Here is a 15579-nt window from a genome sequence, read left to right on the forward strand (position 1 = left end):
AAGCGCCCACGGAACCGCCCACGGCCGCCCACGGCCCCACCGCCCACGGTTGGGGGGCTCTCTATAAGAGCCCCAAGCGTGGCCGCCCCTCGCGCAGGAGATGGAAATGAAGGTCTACGACTGGCGCACGATCGCCTACCGCCGGGACCGGGACGCGAGGGCCGCAGACCTGTCCCGTGGACCTGTCCCGGACCCCCCGTCCTTTAGGACGGGGACAGGTCTGACTGCTCGAGACGGGGCCGATCAATGATCAAGGCCCTGAGGACCCGTAAGGCCCGCACCTCGACCGGGACATGTGCGCTCTGCCGCACTCCCCTGGTCGTCGGTCAGCGGATCTCGCAGTACCAGGGGATGCGGGCGTGGGTGCACTCGGCGTGCGCGGTGAAGTCGTGCGAGCACTGCCACCAGCGGCTGCCGCTGACCCGGATTGCCCAGGGCTTCACGGCGCACCCGATGTGCCAGGGGGAGGCCGAGTAGGCGAACTACGAGACCGCTGGCCCTGGTGCACGTCGCCGCCCTGGTCGCCGAGCTGCACCAGGCTCTGGCCGGTGCAGGCCCAAGACCTGGAACTCCGAACCGACGCAGGCGCCGCGCCTGGCATCCGTGCCTACCACCTGACATGAGGAGAGAGCGAATGACCAAGAACAAGCCCGTCCCCGGGGCTGAGGACCTGTACCCGCACCTGTCGGCCCTCCACGCGCCCGGCAACGTCCTCGATGGGGAGGTGGTGTGCAGCCCTCGCGTCCTGGGCCTGCTGCTCGCTCCGTCCGTCGAGGAGTTCGAGCGGGTGTGGAGCCAGCGCCAGGGCGCGATCGTGACCGGCCTGTGCGCGGGCCGGTTCGACTACCCCCGTGAGTGGGAGCAGGGCGCCAAGCGCCGAACCAAGGAGCTCCAGGCCCGCTACGGCACCGACGACATGGTCGGGATCCTGCGCGGCCTGCACGCCGAGTACGGCGTCCTGCCGACGGGAGCATCGGCATGACGTCGGTGAACTCGCTGCGCGGGCGTCTCGCGCAGGCGAAGACCTCGACGTTCTGGCGGACCGAGCTCAAGCGGCAGTTGGCCGCGCACCGGGCGGCCGGCCACATGAGCGGCGGATTCATCGAGAACGCCTATGTGGACGATCACCTGCTGTCGACCGCGGACCGGGCGGGCCGTGAGGAGCTCGCCGAGACCGTCGAGCACATGCGGATCGTGGGGGCGTGGAACAGGGACAAGGGCGCCCAGTTCGTCGAGGCCGTTCTCACCAGGCACCGCCAGGAGCAGGAGGCGAAGGAGCAGCGCGCCCTGCGGGTCGCCCGGCTCAGGCTCGGACTGGCCATGCGCTCCGCGGGGATCGATCCCCTGACCGATGCGGAGCGGGCCGCCCTCGACCGGGCCGAGCGCCGTCGACGACTCACCGCGGCGATGAACGCCCGCGGGATGACCACCCGATGAGATTGAGGATCCGGACCATGACGATCGAACGGGCGCTGGCCGCCTACGACCGCGAGGTGAAGGCCGCGGCGACGCAGGCCGAGACCCTCGCCGCCCAGGAGCAGCACCGCCACACCACCGCCAAGGCCAAGGCTCAGGCCACCTACGAGCTCGCCGTGCAAGCCGCAGACACGGCTCTGGAGACCTCGCGCGCCTCCTCGGCGAGGATGCGGGCGGTCACCCTGGCGGGGGCCGCGCAGAAGCTCGACGCCGCGGTGTGCGCCGTCCTGGGGGTGCCGGACCGGCTGTTCCTCAAGACCGTCAGCGCGCAGCAGATCGAGCTGTGGGTCGAGGGCGGGATCGCGCCGCTCGCCACCGCGTCCTACGTCGGGCCGCCGGGGTGGGTGCTGGACGGGGCGCCCGGCGGCCGGCGGTTCCTCGGCCCCGGCGGGGAGACCATGGCCCGGGTCGGGCTGTGGCGGATCGCCGCCGATCTGCCGGTGGGCACCCGGTGAGCGCGCCGACGACAGGCTCGTTCGACCTGGCCGACGCGTTCACCATCGTGACGGGCTTCTTCGCGAGCAAGCAAGCCCATGACCAGGGCGAACCCGACTTCGCCGAGCAGGTCGAGTCCGCCATGGTCGAGGTGTTCGAGGGGCTGGAGGACCACAGCCTGATCGACCTGTCGGGCTCGTTCAGCCTCATCATCTTCGATCTCCTCGACCGCCTGGCCGTCCTCAGCGCAGAACCGCGAGACGACCTCTGGCAGACCGTCATCAGGGAACTCACCGAGCGCACCACGCGCAGGAACGGAGAAAGCGCATGAGCAGGGAAGAACGGGACGCCATCATGGCGCGGCTCAAGGTGAGCGCGGAGAGCAGCCGCAGGCTGGACGCTGCGATGCGCTCGCTCGGGGCCCCGACGAACTGGCGGGACGTCCCTCCGGAACCGGTCGCCGTGCCGGTGCCGGACGCGTGGGGCTACGGCAGCACCGTCCCGCAGGGCGAGGTGTCGTTCGCGGACCGGGCCGAGCGCCTCGAGCAGCAGCGCCAGCAGGCCGCGGCACGGCGCCGCCGTGCCGACACCGAGGTCGCCGGACGGGACCGGCTGTTCGGCAGCCTGCGCGACCTGTACGGCCTGGATGAGGCGGAGAGGATGATGCGCCGGTGACCAGCCTCCTGCGCCAGGTGGCCACCCATGAGGCCGCTCACGCGGTCGTCGCCGCCCACTACGGGATGCGCGTCACCGAGATCCGTGTGGGTCAGCGGGACGGCGCCACCGTCCACACCGGCAACGGCACCCGGCTCCAGCTCGCCGCGGTCACCGCGGCCGGTGAGGTCGGGCAGAGGCTGGCCGCGGCCGAGACGTACGAGGATCTCGCGTGCTCGGACCTGGCCAGGTTCGAGGCCGAGCACGGGCTTGGCCTGCTGTGGCGTGCGCAGCAGGACGCGCGAGCGATCCTCACCTCACGTCGTCGCGCGTTCATGCAACTGATCATGAGATTGGAGAGTGAACGACACGTCCGGTTCAGTGCTTCCGCGTCCGTGTGACACAGCGCAACATCAGCGGCTTGGTTCGGGTCTCAGGCCCGGGCCCGGCCGCATCACCATGCGTGATATCGGTCAGGAGTAGTGATCATGGGTGTCGAATCGGGCCAAACCGGACACTATCCGGGTGTGGGCAGGCAGGGGCAGGGGGGCATACCGATCCCGCACGGCCCATCACTGTGGGTGACCCAGACCCATGAACCACGTCTCTCTCCGAGGGCTGTGAGAAAACGATCATGGCGGGCGGTCACAGAACGTGACCGTCCCAAAGATCGGGACGGTGTCACGGAAAGTAACCGAACCAAGATCGCCCACTAATTCACCAAAGTCATGATCGCGCTCGCAAGCCCCCCGCCGGGGCCACACAAAATGGGAGGCGGTTTAGGGGTCACCCACCCCCCGGGCGCTCGCGTCAACCAACCGCCCCCCACATCCCCTCACGTTTCCCCAGGTCAGAGCACCAAGGAAGGAACACCATGATCAGTGATGCAGTCGACCGGCTCGTCGGCAGTCTCGGCGACCTCTCGCCCGAGCAGGAGGTGCACGCGGCGACCGCGCGCCGTCTCGCCGCGGTGATGGACGGCCAGAGCGAGCAGGCGCCGCTGTACGCGCTGCCCGGATTCGCCCGTGAACTCCGCAACGCGGTCGCCGCACTCGAGGGCGCGCCGGTGCCCGGTCAGGGCGTGGACATGACCGAGCTGGACGCCGTCATGGGGAGCGTGCTCCGGTGACCACAGAAGCCCAGGTCAGGAGGCTGGTAGCTCGCCGTGTCTGGCGGACGAACCCGCACTCGGCCGTGCTCGGATCGGTCGCGGTCGAGATGGCGAAGCTCCTCGACCAGGGCGACCCGCGCCCCATGCTCGTCAACTCCATGCGCACCACGCTGAGTCACTTCGCCGAGTGCCAGGCTGTCCCGGACGACCTCGACGACCTCCGCGCGACCTACGCCCGCAGTGAGCTCGCCCTCTTCCGGGACCACCCGCCCACCCCTCACATTGAGTGAGCACCGCACCGTGGGCCCTGCTCTGACCTGGGAGAACCGTGCCCGGGTGCGGAATCTCGCCCCACCGGGGGCAGCCTTCCGCACCCGGATTCCATACCTACCGCCGGTGCGCCTTCCGCCAGGCGCCTACCTCGTCCTCGGCCAGCTCGAGGAGGCCGGCCACGGCCCCGGCCAGGTTCTCGATCCGCCGGTGATCCCGGTACTGCTCGCCCTCGACCCGCCGCAACCGCCCGGCCGTCGCCCTTCGGCCGAGCACCGCCAGCCCTGCGACGACCGCCGCCGCGGCCACGATGAGCACCGTCTCCCTGGTCTCGTCCTCCATCGGTACCGTCCCTTCCCCCCGATGCCGGATCTTCCCCCCGAAGGTCACTCCCGTCGCCGTCCCGCGACGGCCCCGCCCTACTCGGCGAGCCCTTCGAGCAGCCGGACCTGCTCGCGCACCTGGGCGAGGACGTCCTCGCGCCCCTCGTGGCTGAGCACGCTCACCGTGCACCCTGCGGCCGCCTGCTCCAGCGTCAGCGGGTTGCTCGGCGTCCGGTAGGCCATCCAAGCGCCCCACGGCTTCTGCTGAACCACCCATCCCTCCGGGACATCCGACGCGCCGCCCGCGGCCCGTGCGAGCTTCATCAGCGCCTGGACCGCGGTGTGCGGCCCGTCCTCGCTCACCGTCGCACCCGCCTTCCGCGCTTCCGCCTCGGCAGGGCCGTCACGATCGCACCCGCGATCAGGACCAGGCCCCCGAGCACCGCAGCGGCGCCGAGCATCATCACCATCTCCTCCTCCTGGCGGCGGCGCGGAACGGGATCACGGGGGAAATCCTCAGCAGCCGCGCCGCCGCGTCTCGGGGTGAGCGCGCCGGCCTGTTCCATGCCCTGGTGACCGGCCCGCCCACGTCTAATAGGTGACCTCGAACGCGCCGCGCAGCGCGAGCTCCCGGTACTTCAGCAGCTCCGCGCCCAGCCCCGCGGCCGTCTCCGAGATCAACGTGCAGCCCTCACGCCGCAGCGGCCCCGGCCTGGTCGGTCGGGTGGCCTTCCACCATCCCGACGCACCCGACTTGCGGACATGCCAGCCCGGCCACGCAGCCCGAAGGGCCGCCAGCTCCGCGGCTTCCGCCTCTGTGTCTCCTGCCGCGTGCACCATCACGGGCTCCGTTCGCATAGTGGCGAGTGGGTCACAAGTAGTTGACCGGCTGCGCGGTGTGTCACGGCAGACGGATACTGGCGGAGAGCACCCGGAGACATGCGTCTCGGGGGTGTCCGGGTCAACTGCGAAGGTGCACGCGATGACCAGACATGACCGACCGGCCTGGGCCGTCCGCCTCCAGGCCGAGCGCGAGGCCCGCGGCTGGAACAAGGCCGAGATGGCTCGGCGCCTCCAGCGCGCCGCCGGCCACCCGCCGGGCCCGACTGACTCCCTGGTCCGGCAGATGCTGGACTGGGAGAGCGGCAAGCACTTCCCCCGGGACTGGACCGCCTGGTACGCCGCCGCCCTCGCCATCGACGAGGACGACCTGTTCCGGAACGCGCTCGCCCTGGACGTCGACGAGACGCGCCGCCGCCTGCTGGCCTGTGTCGGCGTCCTGGGCGTTGAGCACTCCCTGCACAGCGAGGCACTCACCTCGATCCGGCACGCCCTCACGCTGTCGCTCGGCCGTGACCACACGGTCGAGGACTGGGAAGAGATCGCTTTCGAGCACGGCCACGCGTTCCTGACCCGCTCGCCCGCCGAGCTGCTGCCCGAGCTGGCCGCGGATCTGGTCGGCCTCCAGGAGGCGCTACTTACGGCCCGGACAGAGGCGGTCAAGCGAGGGCTGGCCACCCCCGCGGGGAAGCTGTCCGCCCTCATGGCCATGACCGTGTCCGGGCTCGGCGACAACCGGCAGGCTCGCGACTGGTGGGCGACCGCCCGGCACGCCGCGGACACCTCCGCAGACCTCGACCTGCGGGTGTGGGTCCGCGGCTACGAGGCCGTGAACGCCCTGTACGCCCAACGCCCCCTCGCGGTCGTCCTGCGCCGTGCGGAGGAGGCGATCGCCATCGGGGGCGCCTCGAGCCCTGCCGTGATGGAAGCCCTCGCCGCCCGCGCCCAGGCCCTCGCGGTACAAGGCCGCCCGCGAGACGCTCAGGACGCGCTGGACCACCTGAAGACCCGGTACGAGCAGCTCCCGGGCGGGACCGCAGAAGACCGGCTGGCTACCAACGTGTGGCCCGAAACCGCCCTCGCACACACCACGGCCTACGTCCTCACCCGCACCGGGAGCACCGGCGCCGGCCGCGCGCAGGACGCCGCCCTCGAGCTGTACCCGCGGACGATGAGACGACAGCGCGTGCAGATCGACCTGCTGCGCGCGACGTCGCTCGTCGCCGATGGGCACGTGACCGAGGGAGTGCAGCACGCCGAGCAGGCCGTGACCCGGCTCCCGCTCGAGCAGCGGACTCATGCCGTCATGCGCGGCGCTCACACCGTTCTGGAGACCATCCCGGACGCCGCCAGCACCAGCGGGGTAGCCCTCGAGTACCGCGAGCTCCTCACCCTCGAGAGAGGGAGGTAGCCGTGGACAATGCGACGACCGTCGGCAGCAAGACCCGGACCGACGCCCTCGGCCTGCTGCCCGCGCTCACGGACCTTTACACCGAGGTCTACGCCGAACCGCCGTACAACTCGGCACCCAAGTTCAGCCGCGCCCGGTTCCTGGCCCGCACCCGGGACCAGATCAACAGCCCCGGCTTCGCCCTCGCCGCGGCCGAGCGGGACCCCGCCGAGCTGCTCGGCTTCGCGTTCGGGTTCACGCTCCCGGCCGGGACCTGGTGGGCGAACACCGGCGCCCCGCCCGCGCCGCTCCTCGACGAACCGGTCTTCGCCGTGGTCGAGCTGGTCGTCGCCGCCTCCGCCCGCGCGCAGGGACTCGGCCGGCGGCTCCTCGACGAGCTGCTCGCCGGGCGGCCCGAACGGTACGCCACCCTCGCCGCCGTCCTCGACGGCCCCGCCTACGCGATGTACCTGCGGTGGGGGTGGCAGAAGGTCGGCGAGTTCCGAACCGAACCGCCCTACTCCGACGCCCTCGCGCTCCGCATCTCCTCGGACGCTTCACCGCTCGCGCCGTAGCCTGACCATGCGTGCACCACACGCCACAACGCCCCGCCCGGTCCTCCCGTGACCGGCGGGGCGTTGCACATTGGCGGATGCGTCAGATCATGAGCAGCACCTGGACGACCTCCAGCGCCTCGCGCTCAACCGCGAGGGTTCCGGCGAACCCCACGGCGAAGAGAAGGATCGCCTTGCTGCCGAGATCGGTCCGGGCGTCACGGTCGAGGAGGACGTTGACCAGTCCTCCGATGAGGGCGAGAAGGATCACGATCATGACTGCCTGGTCCATTTGGGCCCCTGTTCGGGTCGACGTAATCGGCCCGTCCTGGCTCATTTCCCAAGACCTCGTCCGAGGCCTCTACAGGTGGATCGTCACGGACGCCGCGGAGCGTTCGCGGCCTCGCCATGAAACTTCTGGACGGCCGGGACGCATGGGCGATCGCCCCGTGAATTCCGTTCGTCGCACCCGTGCGGGGGCCTGGGGGTTCCTGCCCAGCACGAAGGGGCGCCACGGTGCGTTGCACCTGCTGTGGCGCCCCTCGTCGCAGCGGGCCGTTGCACCCGTCGCAGGAAGATCACAAGCTGTGTCGCGCGCCTTCCACGCGCAGCCGTGCGCGCGTCAGGCTGGGACGGGCCGCCGCCGGATGATGCCGGACGGGATCAGTCAGGAACAGGCGCACCCCCCGCGTGGTTCGAGCTCACCAGGTGCGCCAGGTAGTCCCGCACCTGCGACGCCCTCGGCTGGCCCATCCGCATCCGCAGCTTGATCTGCCGCAGGGACGGGACCTCACCGCGCGCCAGCTCCTCGGCGAACTCCGCGACCGCCCGCACCTGATGCGGATCCGGCACGGGTACGCGTACCTCACGGTCAGGTACACCGGCCCGGCGCGTCTCTCCCGAGACGGGCCTGGTCACTGCACCTGCATGACGCTCATCGTCACGCAGGTTCTTGACCAGGGCGTCCGAGACCACAGAACCTGCATGGTGCTCATCACCACGCAGCTCCCCGGCGTTCAATCCCGCCCCCGGGGAGGCGCTTTTGAGCGCTGGTTCTGAACGGAGAGCAGCCACGTCCGCGCGCCCACGGTGGCCGCGCCGGATCAGGCCCATCAGGAGCTCGGTCGACAGGACCAGCGCGAGGGCGGGCCACGCGGCCACGACCGCGCCGAGCAGGCCGTGGGAGATGCCGTACAAGGCGTTGATGCCCAGCGTCGCCGCGATGCCCGCAGCGAGCGTGACGACCGCCAGAGCAGGCGCCGGAAGGCCGCGGCGCGCAGCGTCCAGGATGACCAGGGCGGCCACCAAGACCATGCCGTCGACCGTCAGCGGGGTGATGACCGCGGTGAGGCCGTCCTCGCCGTGCGCGACCACGACCGCGAACGCGTGCCGGAAGCTGACGATCGCCGCGGCGACGCCGAGCAGGGCGACGGCCGCCGCGGTGATGGCCCGGATGATCCAGTCCACCTTCGTCACGACCGGACCCCCTCGACCGCGCCGCCGACGATCGCCCGGCAGTCCGGGCACGTGACTTCCTCGCGCCGCATCACCGCCCGGCCGGTGCCGCCGCACTGCGGACCGGCAGGGCCGTCGACGGGGACGAGGATCAGGTGGACGAACTCGACCGCCCGGACCTTGGCCAGGGTGGTGGGGGAGTAGCCGGTGCCGTTCGCGGCCAGCTTGCGGGTCTGCTGGTCGGCGGCGGGCCGGACGGGAGCGGGTGACGCTTCAGCAAACTTTGCTGAAGCGTTCGGCCTGCCCGGCGCGGTCTGGCCGTGCGCCTTGGCCTGCTCGGCCAGCGGCACCAGCCACTCCTCGCGAGCCCTGGCGATGGACTCGGCCTCGGTCGGGGTGAACGCCTTCCGGCAGGTGTTCTCCTCGGCCTCGACCGGCCGGACAGCCTCCATCCAGGTGGCGCCCTCGGCGACCCGGGCGCGCGCCTGCTCGCTGGTGACGTAGCCCTCGGCCGGGTGCTCGGCGAGCTTGGACCGGAAGTACTCCAGCGCCCATTCGGCCGGCGCGATCGGCCGCTCGCTCAACAGGTCCTCCAGGAAGACCGTGGCGTGCCGGATCCGCTCCGCCAGGATGACGGCCCGCTTCTCCTCCTCGCCACAGGTCGCCGCGTGCGGGATTGCCAGGGCCTCGAGGATCGCCGCCAGGGCGTCACGTTCGATGCTCACCAGTCCGCCCCCGCCCCGGCCGCCAGGGCCGCCAGGGACGTCTCGAACGCCCGCCAGTCCCCGTCCACCAGGAACTGCATGTGGCGCCGCATCTCCTCCTCGCCGGTCACCGTGCCCTCGGCGATCGCGTCGAGCAGCACGAAGAACGCCGCGACGTTCTCGGGGCCGTGCGGCAGGATCCGCGTCTTCAGCAGACGCATCGTCGTGTCCAGGAGATCGCTCATCGGGCCACCTCCGCCCGGACGAAACCGGCCGCCGCCAGGGCCGCCGCCACCTCGCGCCACCGGCCGTCGACCAGCGCCCGCAAGCCGTCACAGAACGCCGCGTAGTCGATGAGGTCGACGTACCAGGCATCCATCAGGTCGTAGACCAGGCCGCGCCCCTCCGGGCCGTGCGGATCGATCCCCAGCCTGACGATCCGTTCCATCCGGGCCGCGGCCCGCTTCGCCCACTCCCGCTCTTCAGCGGTCAGGGGTGCAACGGGAGCGACTTCTCTGTCGCCCGTCATAGGGTTGTTCATGGGTCGGACTCTCTTCCGATCAAGGCCCCGGATCCGGTGTTGGTAGCACCGACCGGGGCCGCTTGCTGCTCCGCCTTAATACCTTGTGGCTACACAGTAAGGAGAAACCGTGTAGCCACGCAAGAGGGTGTGCGAAGATTCCGTGTAGCCACACGATTGGAGTACTCCCGTGACCGCTGACCACACGCCGATCCGGCGACTCCGGGCCTCTGACGGCCTCTGGGCCACCTATGAAACGGTCTGCCGCCGAACCTTCGGCCGCAGCAGATCGGAAGATCTCGTCGAGCACATGCGGACCATCGTCCGTGAGCACGGCACCGACGAGGAACTGGCCGTCCTCGAGGAGGCCGAACGCGAGACCGAGGAGCGTCGGGCGCGGAAAGGTGGCCGGCCTAGGGCCGCTGAAGACTGAGCCTGTTCTGTCTCTGTTCCGTTAGGGAGGGGAAACGGCATCAAGAGAGGTGAAGATGGGTGAAGGTAAAGCCCCAGGTCAGAAGGCCGATCGGGGGAGTAGCCGCAGGTCGTCGAACCCCTATCAGGAGTTCGAGCTGTACTTCGACGTCTGACCAGGGTGGCCTCGGGCCGTCGCGGGACCTCTCCGGTTCCGCGGCGGCCTTTCGCGTGGCAAGGGAAGAGTCACCTGGGGGAGAAGCTGAAATGTAGGGTTTTGGGGCAGTAATTCCTTCCCGGGGTGGCGTGGAGGGCTGATGCCGAGGAGCCATGACAGCACGCTCGTGCCGTATCTCGTCAGGGTCTACAAGGTGCTGCTCAAGGGGATGCCGGGCGAGTGGGTGGTGATCAAGAGCGGCGCCAGCGGGTTCGCCACGGAGATTTACATGCTCTCCAGCCTCGGCCTGATCTCCTTCGTCTACGCTGCCACCTTCTGGGGCGACGTGTGGGGCGTCTCGGTGCTTCTGGTGCTGCTGTGCGTCGTCCGCTGGGCCGAGATCATCGGGATCGTTTTCGAAATCATGGGCGGACGGGTCACGGTGGCCGACAGGATCACCGCGCTGTGGTCCCTCGCCATCCAGACCACCACGATCATCTTCATCTTCGGCTCCTTCTTCCGCGCGGTCACCACGCTCACGGCGGACGAGGAGTTCGGGTCAGAGGCCGGGCACCGGTGGTGGAACTACCTGTTCCTGTCCTGGAAGAGCCTGGCCAGTTTCGGCAGCGGGGTCGACGCAACCTCCTTCTGGGCCCAGCTCGCGGTCATGGCCAGCGGCTTCTCGGGCATCGGCCTGCTGGCGATCACCCTGTCATGGGCGGTCTCCGCCCTCAGCTGAGACCCGCCGGTCCTCCAGATGCCGCAAGGCCGCGAACCGACTCGAGCAGGGCGAGACCCGCCAGAGTGAGCCCGTCGGTGATGGTGCGCGTTCGCACCATCTCCTGGACCGCCCCGTACGGGACGATGGCCATCTCGATGATGTCGTCCACCCTCATCGTCTTCGCGGAGTGACGCAGACGATCATCGGTGATGCGAGCGAGAAAGACCGTGGTGCTCTGGTGCGACAGCGCCGGAACCGGGTGGAAGACGCCGATCTCCTCGAGCTCGTCCGCGATGATGCCGGTCTCCTCGCACAGCTCCCGGGCCGCGGCTTCTCCGGCCGTCTCGCCCGAGGCCACGGCGCCGCCCGGAAACTCCCACGAGTGCTTCTGGGTCGGATACCTGTGCTGCTTGAGCAGCACCGTGTTCTCGCGTTCGCTCCAGGGGATCACAAGAGCGCTGTCCGCGCGTTCGACGACGCTATAGGGCTCCTGCGCGTCACCGCGCCGCACCAGGTCCTCACGTAGCCGCAGCCAGGGGTTCTGATAGACGATGCGTGAGGACAGGAAACGCAGCGGCTGATCGGCCGCCTTTTCATCTTCCATCGTGGAAAGGGCTCCAGGAGAGGCTGGTCGGCACGGGTTCCGACCAGCCGGCGTCGCCGATGCGCCGGTACAGGACGCCTGCACTTTCGAAGGCCGCACGCAGGTGACTCCAGCCGCCCTCATTGTCGAGCACCACCTGGCCGGGCCGCATGAACATTACTACATCCTCGGCCGTGAGGCTCCGGTACAACCTGTGGGGAGCACCGAGGAAAATCCGTCCGCAAGAGCGCAGAATCTCATGGAAATCGCCTTGGCCGAGTGCGGGGTGATCCTGCGCTATCGATTCTCCGCAGTAGGGATCGTGCACGAGGACGGCCCTGCCGAGGCCCGCTATCCGGTCGGCGACGTCGAGGAATGGCGACAAGGTCGTCGTCGGTATGTCGGCGCGGTAGGAGAGCCCGAGGATTCCGACCGCGCCGGAAGCCTCCCCGGAGAGAAGGGCCGCGACGTAATCGCGTTGATCCGCCTCGAACTTCCAGCCCTCGGCCAGGAGGGTGAGCACGGTCGCGTCGCCGGCCTCGAGCAGATGCCGTGTCGCCACCGGAAGGCAGTGGCCGCCGGTCCCGGCGGAGGCGAAGTAGGTGTTCTGCACGCGCCAGTGGCTCGAGGCCAGGGCGAAGGCCTCGTTCACGTCGTGACCGGGAAAAGCGCGCGCGATCTGTGTCGCGTAGAGCGCCGCCATGTGATGGAGCCCGTTCTCCAGGCACTTGGTCAATTCGGCGACTCCGCACGATGACGCTCGCAGCAGATGGTCCGACACTATGGAGAGGACATCTTCGGCCGCGTCCGACAGATCCTCCCGCAGGGCCGCGTGGACACGAGGCAGTTCTCGCGTGCGCCGGGCCTCGCCGAGGAACCAGTCCCGGCGCGGTGCCACCACCAGGGGGATTCCCGGATGGACGTCGGCCAGCGCGTCGCAGGTGCCCGGAGTCGCCGTGCTCTCGATGACGCACAGCGCGGGATCGGTGCGCATGACATGCGCGGCGACGGTATCGAGAGGTTCCGCCCACGGAGCGCCGTCCCGCTCGGTCGGAACGGCCAGGACGTGCACTGCCCGAGATTCCTCGACCGTCTCCGTCGTAGCTTCGATCAGTCCGGCGCGCACCAGTGGAGCCAGGGGGATTCCGATCCACTCCTCGAACAGGGGAAGTCCTGAACGGCCCGCGCGTATCTCCTCCACGCGGGCCGGGTCGATGTCGTGGACACGGCACCTTACGCCGTGCGACGCGTAGTTGATGGCGGTGCTGAGCCCTATGTAGCCACCACCCCAGACCGATAGCCTGGTCCGTCCAGCCAGCAGTGCCGCGCGCAACCCGATCTCCACGGTCACCCCTTTCCCATCCGATTTCCGAGCGTGAACATGTAGAGCGCGAAGAAAGAGATTCCGAAGGCGGACTCGATGCCCGCGAGGAACTTGCCCACGGAATTGACCGGGTTGAGATCGTTGAACCCGAGGCCCGTCATCGATCCGATGCTGAAGAGCGTCGCGTCTCTCCACCCCACCTGTCCCGTGCCGCGTCCGAGGTCCGCGAAGGCGAAGATGAGGATGGTGAAGCAGGCGAACCCCGCGAGCAGACACACGAGGGACCTGCCGGGGCGCTCGCCGTACCCGGTGGTGGCCTCGTAGATGACCTGGGTGCTCCACTTTCTGAGAAAGCGGAGCGTTGACATCCAGATACGCGGAGAGAGGAGGCTGGACCGCTGCGGCCATTTCTGCGGGTAGCAATGCCTGGCCTGGGTGGGAAAATACGAACGCCGTTGCATTCTCCGGGCGTTGTAGTGCGCCCACCTCTCGTCCTCTGTCAGGCTCTGCTGGGCGAAGCAGGCTTGCAGGGACAGGTAGACGTCACGCGCCTCGACGAAACGCGCTCTAATGTGGTTGGCGCATACTTCGAGTTCGATATCGTCGTACTGCCACTCCTCTCCGGCGAGTGGATAGAGATGCAGACGCGAAATCGGAGGAGCGGGCCGGCATGCCAGTGCGAAGTCGCCCAGCCTGCGGTCGTCGTAGACGTAGGTGGTGTACGACCTGCGATTCTCCTGGATCAATTGCGAACCGATCGAACTGCGCGTCAGGAGTGTCCCGTCCAGCTTGGCGCGCAGGAGATTGGCTCCGCTCAGGTCGGCCAGGCGGAGGTCCGCGCGGGAGAGGTCTGCGCGTTCGAGCTTCGCTCCGCTTAGATTCGCCTTGTAGCAGATGGTGTCCTGTAGATTGGCACGATAAAGATCTGCCTTATGCAGGTCGGCGCCGTAGAGATCTGCGCCCGAGCAGTTGGCGAGCTGCATTCTGGCGAACTGCAGATTCGTCCGGACCAATGAGGCCTGATGGAGATCAGCGCCTATGAGGTTCAGCCCTGTGCTGTCGAATCTGGACGTCAACCAGATTTTCGGACCGGAATGTTCGGGCTCGATGTCCGCGACGGTTCTCTTCGAGAGGTCCAGATCGCTGAGTGTCTGGGAGGAGAGGTCCAGGCCGCCGGGACCGCCGTTGCCGGCAATGGCGTGGGCGAGGATTCGGGCCTTCTCCGCTGCCGGTGCCTGGGCGAACTCTTCCCTGAATCCCGGCGAGGCGCGATGCTGCCAGCAGAAATCCGCATCCTGGCGAGCCCGTCTGCTGCATTGCCGTCCGTCTGCGAGAACTCCACCGCAACGATGCACTCTGACCACCCCAGACCCGATTTCAGGAAGGTAACACGCCGAAGTTCCATGAAGATTGTCGATCGTGCGGCCGGAACGGGACCGACGGAGGAGGCGAGGTGGTTCTGTCGGTGGGGGGTTGCAGGATGGGGGGATGACGAACCTTCGCGAGGTGCTGGGGAAGTACGTCGAGAGCGGGGTGCTGCCGGGGGCGGTGGGGCTGGTGGCCCGGGGTGGGCGGGCCGAGGTCGCCGCGGTGGGAGTGGCGCGGCTGGAGGACGGGGCGGTGATGCGGCGGGACGCGGTCTTCCGGGTGGCTTCGATCACGAAGATGGTGACCGCTGCGGCGGCGATGATGCTGGTCGAGGACGGGGTGGCGGGGCTCGGGGAGCCGGTCGCCCGGTGGCTGCCCGAGCTGGCGGAGCCGATGGTGGTGCGGGTGCCGGGGGCGCCGCTCGACGATGTGGTGGCCGCGGTGCGGCCGGTCACGGTGGAACATCTGCTGACCTCGACGTGCGGGTACGGGTTCTCGAGCGGGTTCTCCGAGCCGGCCGTCGTGGCGCTGTCGGAGCGGGTGCAGCGGGACGGCCGGGAGCCGCAGGGGTTTCTGCCCGCCGAGGAGTGGGTCGCGGAGCTGGCCCGGATTCCGCTGCTGTACCAGCCGGGGGAGCGGTACCTGTACAACACGTCCTATGACCTGCTGGGGGTGCTGGTCGCGCGGGCGTCGGGGCGGTCGTTCGGCGAGTTCCTGGCGGAGCGGATCTTCGAGCCGCTCGGGATGGTGGACAGTGGTTTCGTGATCAGGCCGGGGCAGGCCGGGCGGATGACGAGCTACTACCGGGGGACCGCCGAAGGGGAGCTCGAACTCGCCGATCCCGCCGGCGGGGCGTGGAGCGACGCGCCGCCGCTGGAGAGCGGCGCGGGCGGGCTGCTCGGCACGGCCGACGACTGGCTGGCCTTCTGCCGGATGCTGCTGGCGGGCGGCGTCTCCGGCGGCGGCCGCCGCGTCCTGTCACCGGAGTCGGTCCGGCTCATGACCACCGATCGTCTCGGCCCCGCGCAGCGTGGTGCGGGCGCCCTCTTCCTCGACGGCCAGAGCTGGGGCTTCGGCGGCTCCGTCGACATCGCCATGCGCGATCCCTGGAACGTCCCCGGCCGCTACGGCTGGGTGGGCGGCACCGGCACCATCGCCTACGTCATCCCCTCCACCGGCACCGTCACCGTCCTCATGACCCAGGTGGCCGCCGAGAGCCCCGCCCCGTCGGAGTACTTCAACGACTTCTGGCGCTACGCCGCCACCGCCTTCCCCGCCTGAGC

At 69.4% G+C, this 15579-nt stretch carries 24 protein-coding genes; 14 read left to right on the top strand and 10 right to left on the bottom strand.

Going from position 1 to position 15579, the window contains the following annotated elements; all coding sequences use genetic code 11:
* Nucleotides 1-246: 246 nt before the first annotated feature.
* The 9 genes from ABD785_RS18490 to ABD785_RS18530 all read left to right on the top strand — a co-directional run bounded on the left by ABD785_RS18490 (nt 247) and on the right by ABD785_RS18530 (nt 3966).
* Nucleotides 247-477 (top strand): hypothetical protein, encoded by a 231-nt coding sequence (locus tag ABD785_RS18490; protein WP_344829611.1) that lies wholly within the window; start codon nt 247-249, stop codon nt 475-477.
* 157 nt (nt 478-634) lie between these two features.
* Complete coding sequence (locus tag ABD785_RS18495) at nt 635-982, top strand: hypothetical protein (RefSeq protein ID WP_344829612.1); 348 nt, start codon at nt 635-637, stop codon at nt 980-982.
* Entirely contained in the window at nt 979-1437 is a 459-nt protein-coding gene (locus ABD785_RS18500; protein WP_344829616.1) for a hypothetical protein, read from the top strand. The genes ABD785_RS18495 and ABD785_RS18500 overlap by 4 nt, the downstream gene beginning before the upstream one ends.
* A 17-nt stretch (nt 1438-1454) precedes the next feature.
* Nucleotides 1455-1931, top strand: coding sequence for a hypothetical protein (locus ABD785_RS18505; RefSeq protein WP_344829618.1), 477 nt, complete (start codon nt 1455-1457; stop codon nt 1929-1931).
* Nucleotides 1928-2242 (top strand): hypothetical protein, encoded by a 315-nt coding sequence (locus ABD785_RS18510; RefSeq protein WP_344829619.1) that lies wholly within the window; start codon nt 1928-1930, stop codon nt 2240-2242. Before ABD785_RS18505 ends, ABD785_RS18510 begins: the two co-directional genes overlap by 4 nt.
* Nucleotides 2239-2586: a hypothetical protein gene (locus tag ABD785_RS18515; protein WP_344829622.1), complete on the top strand. Its 348-nt coding sequence runs from the start codon at nt 2239-2241 to the stop codon at nt 2584-2586. The genes ABD785_RS18510 and ABD785_RS18515 overlap by 4 nt, the downstream gene beginning before the upstream one ends.
* Nucleotides 2583-2966: a M50 family metallopeptidase gene (locus ABD785_RS18520; protein WP_344829623.1), complete on the top strand. Its 384-nt coding sequence runs from the start codon at nt 2583-2585 to the stop codon at nt 2964-2966. Before ABD785_RS18515 ends, ABD785_RS18520 begins: the two co-directional genes overlap by 4 nt.
* Before the next feature lie 473 nt (nt 2967-3439).
* Nucleotides 3440-3694 carry a hypothetical protein gene (locus ABD785_RS18525; RefSeq protein ID WP_344829625.1) on the top strand — a complete coding sequence of 85 codons (255 nt, stop codon included), beginning with the start codon at nt 3440-3442 and terminating at the stop codon, nt 3692-3694.
* Nucleotides 3691-3966: a hypothetical protein gene (locus tag ABD785_RS18530; RefSeq protein WP_344829627.1), complete on the top strand. Its 276-nt coding sequence runs from the start codon at nt 3691-3693 to the stop codon at nt 3964-3966. The genes ABD785_RS18525 and ABD785_RS18530 overlap by 4 nt, the downstream gene beginning before the upstream one ends.
* A 97-nt stretch (nt 3967-4063) precedes the next feature.
* On the opposite strand, the gene ABD785_RS18535 is transcribed toward ABD785_RS18530, so the two are convergent.
* Both ABD785_RS18535 and ABD785_RS18540 read right to left on the bottom strand, forming a co-directional pair.
* Nucleotides 4064-4288, bottom strand: coding sequence for a hypothetical protein (locus ABD785_RS18535; RefSeq protein WP_344829629.1), 225 nt, complete (start codon nt 4286-4288; stop codon nt 4064-4066).
* Between the two features lie 77 nt (nt 4289-4365).
* Nucleotides 4366-4632 carry a hypothetical protein gene (locus tag ABD785_RS18540; protein WP_344829631.1) on the bottom strand — a complete coding sequence of 89 codons (267 nt, stop codon included), beginning with the start codon at nt 4630-4632 and terminating at the stop codon, nt 4366-4368.
* Between the two features lie 619 nt (nt 4633-5251).
* Here ABD785_RS18540 and ABD785_RS18545 point away from each other — a divergent pair.
* Nucleotides 5252-6520 carry a hypothetical protein gene (locus tag ABD785_RS18545; RefSeq protein WP_344829632.1) on the top strand — a complete coding sequence of 423 codons (1269 nt, stop codon included), beginning with the start codon at nt 5252-5254 and terminating at the stop codon, nt 6518-6520.
* A 2-nt stretch (nt 6521-6522) separates the two neighbouring features.
* Nucleotides 6523-7074: a GNAT family N-acetyltransferase gene (locus ABD785_RS18550; RefSeq protein ID WP_344829635.1), complete on the top strand. Its 552-nt coding sequence runs from the start codon at nt 6523-6525 to the stop codon at nt 7072-7074.
* Nucleotides 7075-7156: 82 nt separating this feature from the next.
* Here the strand turns inward: ABD785_RS18550 and ABD785_RS18555 are convergent, their stop codons facing one another.
* The 5 genes from ABD785_RS18555 to ABD785_RS18575 form a co-directional block, all read right to left on the bottom strand.
* The gene (locus ABD785_RS18555) at nt 7157-7345 is read right to left on the bottom strand and encodes a hypothetical protein (protein WP_344829637.1); all 189 of its coding nucleotides are present in this window, start codon (nt 7343-7345) and stop codon (nt 7157-7159) included.
* Between the two features lie 371 nt (nt 7346-7716).
* The gene (locus ABD785_RS18560; protein WP_344829639.1) at nt 7717-8529 is read right to left on the bottom strand and encodes a DUF2637 domain-containing protein; all 813 of its coding nucleotides are present in this window, start codon (nt 8527-8529) and stop codon (nt 7717-7719) included.
* Nucleotides 8526-9233 carry a hypothetical protein gene (locus tag ABD785_RS18565; RefSeq protein ID WP_344829641.1) on the bottom strand — a complete coding sequence of 236 codons (708 nt, stop codon included), beginning with the start codon at nt 9231-9233 and terminating at the stop codon, nt 8526-8528. Before ABD785_RS18565 ends, ABD785_RS18560 begins: the two co-directional genes overlap by 4 nt.
* A complete protein-coding gene (locus ABD785_RS18570) occupies nt 9230-9457 on the bottom strand; it encodes a hypothetical protein (protein ID WP_344829643.1) in 228 nt (75 codons plus the stop codon). Before ABD785_RS18570 ends, ABD785_RS18565 begins: the two co-directional genes overlap by 4 nt.
* Nucleotides 9454-9753, bottom strand: coding sequence for a hypothetical protein (locus ABD785_RS18575; RefSeq protein WP_344829645.1), 300 nt, complete (start codon nt 9751-9753; stop codon nt 9454-9456). Before ABD785_RS18575 ends, ABD785_RS18570 begins: the two co-directional genes overlap by 4 nt.
* Before the next feature lie 289 nt (nt 9754-10042).
* On the opposite strand from ABD785_RS18575, the gene ABD785_RS18580 reads away from it, so the two are divergent.
* Nucleotides 10043-10165, top strand: a complete 123-nt coding sequence (locus ABD785_RS18580) for a hypothetical protein (protein ID WP_344829647.1) — start codon at nt 10043-10045, stop codon at nt 10163-10165.
* A gap of 295 nt (nt 10166-10460) precedes the next feature.
* Nucleotides 10461-11039, top strand: coding sequence for a hypothetical protein (locus ABD785_RS18585; RefSeq protein ID WP_344829650.1), 579 nt, complete (start codon nt 10461-10463; stop codon nt 11037-11039).
* On the opposite strand, the gene ABD785_RS18590 is transcribed toward ABD785_RS18585, so the two are convergent.
* Genes ABD785_RS18590 through ABD785_RS18600 form a run of 3 tightly spaced genes read right to left on the bottom strand, consistent with a single transcriptional unit; the run spans nt 11032 to nt 14292 of the window.
* The gene (locus ABD785_RS18590; RefSeq protein ID WP_344829652.1) at nt 11032-11625 is read right to left on the bottom strand and encodes an NUDIX domain-containing protein; all 594 of its coding nucleotides are present in this window, start codon (nt 11623-11625) and stop codon (nt 11032-11034) included. The genes ABD785_RS18585 and ABD785_RS18590 overlap by 8 nt on opposite strands.
* A complete protein-coding gene (locus ABD785_RS18595) occupies nt 11615-12955 on the bottom strand; it encodes a UDP binding domain-containing protein (protein WP_344829655.1) in 1341 nt (446 codons plus the stop codon). Before ABD785_RS18595 ends, ABD785_RS18590 begins: the two co-directional genes overlap by 11 nt.
* On the bottom strand, nt 12952-14292 hold the full coding sequence (locus tag ABD785_RS18600) for a pentapeptide repeat-containing protein (RefSeq protein WP_344829656.1): 1341 nt from the start codon (nt 14290-14292) through the stop codon (nt 12952-12954). The genes ABD785_RS18595 and ABD785_RS18600 overlap by 4 nt, the downstream gene beginning before the upstream one ends.
* Nucleotides 14293-14416: 124 nt before the next feature.
* Between ABD785_RS18600 and ABD785_RS18605 the strand changes: the two genes are divergently transcribed.
* Nucleotides 14417-15577 carry a serine hydrolase domain-containing protein gene (locus ABD785_RS18605; protein ID WP_344829657.1) on the top strand — a complete coding sequence of 387 codons (1161 nt, stop codon included), beginning with the start codon at nt 14417-14419 and terminating at the stop codon, nt 15575-15577.
* Nucleotides 15578-15579: the final 2 nt, after the last annotated feature.

Source organism: Actinocorallia longicatena (assembly GCF_039534125.1).
In the GTDB taxonomy this organism is placed as follows: Bacteria; Actinomycetota; Actinomycetes; order Streptosporangiales; family Streptosporangiaceae; genus Actinocorallia; species Actinocorallia longicatena.

Excerpts from the sequence above, each read along its gene's own strand:
- ABD785_RS18490 (WP_344829611.1), top strand. The coding sequence starts at position 247 with ATGATCAAGGCCCTGAGGACCCGTAAGGCCCGCACCTCGACCGGGACA.
- ABD785_RS18495 (WP_344829612.1), top strand. The coding sequence starts at position 635 with ATGACCAAGAACAAGCCCGTCCCCGGGGCTGAGGACCTGTACCCGCAC.
- ABD785_RS18500 (WP_344829616.1), top strand. The coding sequence starts at position 979 with ATGACGTCGGTGAACTCGCTGCGCGGGCGTCTCGCGCAGGCGAAGACC.
- ABD785_RS18505 (WP_344829618.1), top strand. The coding sequence starts at position 1,455 with ATGACGATCGAACGGGCGCTGGCCGCCTACGACCGCGAGGTGAAGGCC.
- ABD785_RS18515 (WP_344829622.1), top strand. The coding sequence starts at position 2,239 with ATGAGCAGGGAAGAACGGGACGCCATCATGGCGCGGCTCAAGGTGAGC.
- ABD785_RS18525 (WP_344829625.1), top strand. The coding sequence starts at position 3,440 with ATGATCAGTGATGCAGTCGACCGGCTCGTCGGCAGTCTCGGCGACCTC.
- ABD785_RS18535 (WP_344829629.1), bottom strand. The coding sequence starts at position 4,288 with ATGGAGGACGAGACCAGGGAGACGGTGCTCATCGTGGCCGCGGCGGCG.
- ABD785_RS18545 (WP_344829632.1), top strand. The coding sequence starts at position 5,252 with ATGACCAGACATGACCGACCGGCCTGGGCCGTCCGCCTCCAGGCCGAG.
- ABD785_RS18555 (WP_344829637.1), bottom strand. The coding sequence starts at position 7,345 with ATGGACCAGGCAGTCATGATCGTGATCCTTCTCGCCCTCATCGGAGGA.
- ABD785_RS18570 (WP_344829643.1), bottom strand. The coding sequence starts at position 9,457 with ATGAGCGATCTCCTGGACACGACGATGCGTCTGCTGAAGACGCGGATC.
- ABD785_RS18575 (WP_344829645.1), bottom strand. The coding sequence starts at position 9,753 with ATGAACAACCCTATGACGGGCGACAGAGAAGTCGCTCCCGTTGCACCC.
- ABD785_RS18580 (WP_344829647.1), top strand. The coding sequence starts at position 10,043 with ATGCGGACCATCGTCCGTGAGCACGGCACCGACGAGGAACTGGCCGTC.
- ABD785_RS18585 (WP_344829650.1), top strand. The coding sequence starts at position 10,461 with ATGCCGAGGAGCCATGACAGCACGCTCGTGCCGTATCTCGTCAGGGTC.
- ABD785_RS18590 (WP_344829652.1), bottom strand. The coding sequence starts at position 11,625 with ATGGAAGATGAAAAGGCGGCCGATCAGCCGCTGCGTTTCCTGTCCTCA.
- ABD785_RS18605 (WP_344829657.1), top strand. The coding sequence starts at position 14,417 with ATGACGAACCTTCGCGAGGTGCTGGGGAAGTACGTCGAGAGCGGGGTG.